The organism is Streptomyces rubellus (assembly GCF_036323805.1).
Lineage (GTDB): Bacteria > Actinomycetota > Actinomycetes > Streptomycetales > Streptomycetaceae > Streptomyces.
This window is the reverse complement of the sequence record NZ_JAZDCX010000053.1, coordinates 1-3658: the sequence shown is the minus strand read 5'-3', so window position 1 is coordinate 3658 and position 3658 is coordinate 1. Positions and strand designations below refer to the sequence as shown.

The following is a 3658-nucleotide window of genomic DNA, read 5'->3' as shown; positions in this document are numbered from 1 at the left end:
CGCACCGTTCTGGAGGACCGCACCGGCAGCGGCGTCCAGCTGCCCACCTACCCGTTCCAGCGGGAACGCTTCTGGCCCGAGAGCCGGGCGCTGCCCGCCGACGTCTCCGCCATGGGCCTCGACCGCGCCGACCACCCGATGCTCGGCGCGGCGGTGCCGGTGGCCGGCACGGACGGGGTGCTGCTCACCGGACGGATCGCCGCGGACACCCACCCGTGGATCACCGATCACGTCCTGCTGGGCACCGTCCTGCTGCCCGGCACCGCCCTGGTCGAACTCGCCGTCCGGGCCGGCGCGTCGGCCGGCTGCCCGCACCTGGACGACCTCGCCTTGGAGGCCCCGCTCACCCTGCCCGAGGGGCGGGCGGTCGTCCTCCAGGTCGTCGTCGGAGACAGCGCCCCCACGGAGAGCACGCGCACCCTCACCGTCTACTCCCGCCTCGAGGGCGACGACGGAGCCTGGACCCGGAACGCGAGGGGCACGGTGCGTGCCGCCGACCCGGCCGGGCACGTCCCGGAGCCGGTCCAGTGGCCACCCACGGACGCCGAACCGGTCGACTTGACCGGGTTCTACGAGCCCGCCGCCGACAGCGGCTACGGGTACGGTCCCGCCTTCCGGGGCCTGCGCTCCGTCTGGCGGCGGGACGACGAGGTGTTCGCCGAGGTCACGCTTCCCCAGGAAGTTCGCGCCGGCGCCGAGGGGTTCGGTCTGCACCCCGCCCTGTTCGACGCCGCTCTGCACGCCATCGGAGCCGGGGAGCTTCTCCCCGGCACCAGCGGGGTGCAGATCCCCTTCGCCTGGCAGGGCGTCACCTCGCACGCGGCAGGCAGCACCGAACTGCGGGTCCGGCTGAGCCGCTCCGCCGAACGGGAGTCCGTACGCCTGGAGGCCGTGACCACCACCGGCGCTCCGGTGGTCCACGTCGAGTCGCTGGAGTTCCGTCCGGTCTCCGCCGCCCAACTGACCTCCGAGAACGGTCCCGGCGACGCGCTGTTCACCACCGACTGGACATCCGCCGCCCCCGGCCCGTTCCCCGCGTCGTGGGCCGTGGTCGGCGGCGACATCCTCGGCGCGGCCGACCATCTGGCCGAGGAGGACTTCGCCGTCGAGTGGCACGCCGACACCGCCGCGCTGATCGAATACGCCGACGCGGGCATGAACGTACCCGAGGTCGTCCTCCTCTCCGGGGCGGGAACACCGGATGACGAAGACGTGGAGGCGGTGCACCGCCGGGTGGCCGAGGTGCTCGACTCGGCACAGACCCTCCTCGCGGACCGGCGCTTCGACGAGTCCCGCATCGTGCTGCTCACCTGCGGGTCCGTCGCCGTACGGGACGGTGAGGACATCACCGACCTGCCCGGCGCGGCCGCCCGGGGACTGCTCCGGTCGGCACACTCCGAACACCCCGGCCGGTTCGTACTCGTCGACACCGACGGCGACCTCACCGGGCTCGCCGAGGCACTCGTCCCCGACGAGCCGGAGACCGCGCTGCGCGGCGGTTCCCCGCTGGTGCCACGCCTTGTCCGGGCCCGGCCGGTGGGCGAGCCCGCGCTGCCCGCCGGAACCGTCCTGGTCACCGGCGGCACCGGAGGGCTCGGCGGCCTGGTGGCCCGGCACCTCGCCGCCGCTCACGGCGTCACCGAACTGCTCCTGCTCAGCCGCTCCGGCCCGGACGCCCCCGGAGCCGCCGATCTCGCCGCCGACCTCGCCGCTCTCGGCGTGCGGGCCGAGATCGTGGCCTGCGACGCCGCCGACGAGGACCGCCTCGCCGAGGTGCTGACCGACCGGCGGATCGCCACCGTGGTGCACGCGGCGGGCGTCCTCGACGACGGCGTCTTCGAGTCGATGACACCCAAGCGCGTCGCGGCCGTGCTGCGCCCCAAGACCGACGCGGCGCTCCACCTGAGCAAACTGGCCGGGGCCGAACTGTTCGTGTTCTTCTCCTCCGCCACCGGCACCTTCGGAGCACCCGGTCAGGCCAACTACGCCGCCGCCAACGCCGCTCTGGATGCGCTGGCCGCCAGAATCCGCGCCCGGGGCCGGGACGCCCTCTCCGTCGGCTGGGGCATGTGGGCCACCGGCACCGGCATGACCGGCCACCTCTCCGACGCCGAACGCGAGGACGCGACCGGCAGCGGAACCGCTCTGTCCGACGAGGACGGCCTCACCCTGCTCGACGCCGCCCTCACCGCCGGCCGCTCCCACCTGGTGGCGGCACGCCTGGACCTGACCGCCGTGCGGGCCCACGCGCACAGTGTTCCGGTGCCCGCGCTGCTGCGTACCCTCGTTCCACCGCCGGCCCGGCGGACGGCCGAGGGGGAGAGGCCGGACACGTCGTCGCTCAGCGCCCGCCTGGCTCCCCTCGACCCGTCCGAGCGGCGGCAGGTGGTGCTCGACCTGGTCCGTGGCCACGCGGCCGCGGTCCTCGGACACGCCTCCGCCGAAGCCATCCACCCTGAACTGGGCTTCACCGACCTGGGGTTCAGCTCGCTCAGCGCGATCGAGATCCGCAACCAACTCAGTGCCGCCACCGGCCTGCGGTTGCCGACCACGCTGGTCTTCGACCACCCGAGCGCCGCCCGCCTCGCCGACCACCTGCTGGAACAACTGGTGGTCGAGAGCGCCGAGACCGGCCCCGCCGCGCTCCTGGCCGACCTGGACCGGCTCGACGCCGCCCTCGCCGAGACCAGCCCGGGGGACGAGACCCGCAGCCGTGTGGTCTCGCGGCTGCACGCGCTGCTCGCCCGGCACGACACCGCGGACGACTCGGACCTGGTCACCGCCGCCGGAAACCTCGACGCGGCGGACGACGACAACCTCTTCGCCTTCATCGACAACGAACTGGGAGCCTGAGGCGATGCCGGACGAGACAGTCGGCGCACGTGCCGTGTCCACCGAGGGCAAGCTGCGGGACTACCTGAAGAGGGTCACCACGGACCTCGCCTCGGTGCGTCAGCGGCTACGTGCCGCGGAGTCCACCGAGCACGAGCCGATCGCTATCATCGGTATGTCCTGCCGCTTCCCCGGCGGCGTCCGCTCCCCGGAAGACCTGTGGCGCCTGGTGCGGGACGGCGCTGACGCGATGGGTCCTTTCCCCGCCGACCGCGGCTGGGACATGACGCCCTTCGCCACCGGTATCGCCGCGGAGGTGGAGTTCTCCCGGGAGGGGGGCTTCCTCGACGGCGTCGCCGACTTCGACCCGTCGCTGTTCAACATCTCGCCCCACGAGGCCCTCGCCATGGACCCCCAGCAGCGGCTGATGCTGGAGACCTCCTGGGAGGCCGTGGAACGCGCCGGCATCGACCCGCTGTCCCTGCGCGGGAGCCGCACCGGCGTCTTCACCGGTGTCATGTACAACGAATACGCCTCGCGCGTCATGTCCGTCCCGGACGAGGTCGCCGGGCACTTGGGCACCGGCAACAGCGGAAGCGTCGTCTCCGGCCGGGTCGCCTACACCCTGGGGCTGGAGGGCCCGGCCCTGACCGTGGACACCGCCTGCTCCTCGTCGCTGGTGGCGCTTCACCTGGCCATGCGGTCGCTGCGCAGCGGGGAGAGTTCACTGGCGCTGGCCGGCGGCGTCGCGATCATGGTCACTCCGAACACCTTCGTCGACTTCGCCCTGTCCGGAGGCCTCGCCTCCGACGGCCGCTGCAAGGCC

General features: G+C 73.5%; 2 protein-coding genes. Both read left to right on the top strand.

Going from position 1 to position 3658, the window contains the following annotated elements; genetic code table 11:
- Positions 1 to 2853, top strand: a 2853-nt coding sequence (locus V1L54_RS29165; protein WP_330121169.1) for a type I polyketide synthase, incomplete at its 5' end; no start/stop codon positions are given.
- Positions 2854 to 2857: 4 nt separating this feature from the next.
- Positions 2858 to 3658, top strand: an 801-nt coding sequence (locus tag V1L54_RS29160) for a beta-ketoacyl synthase N-terminal-like domain-containing protein (RefSeq protein ID WP_330121168.1), incomplete at its 3' end; no start/stop codon positions are given.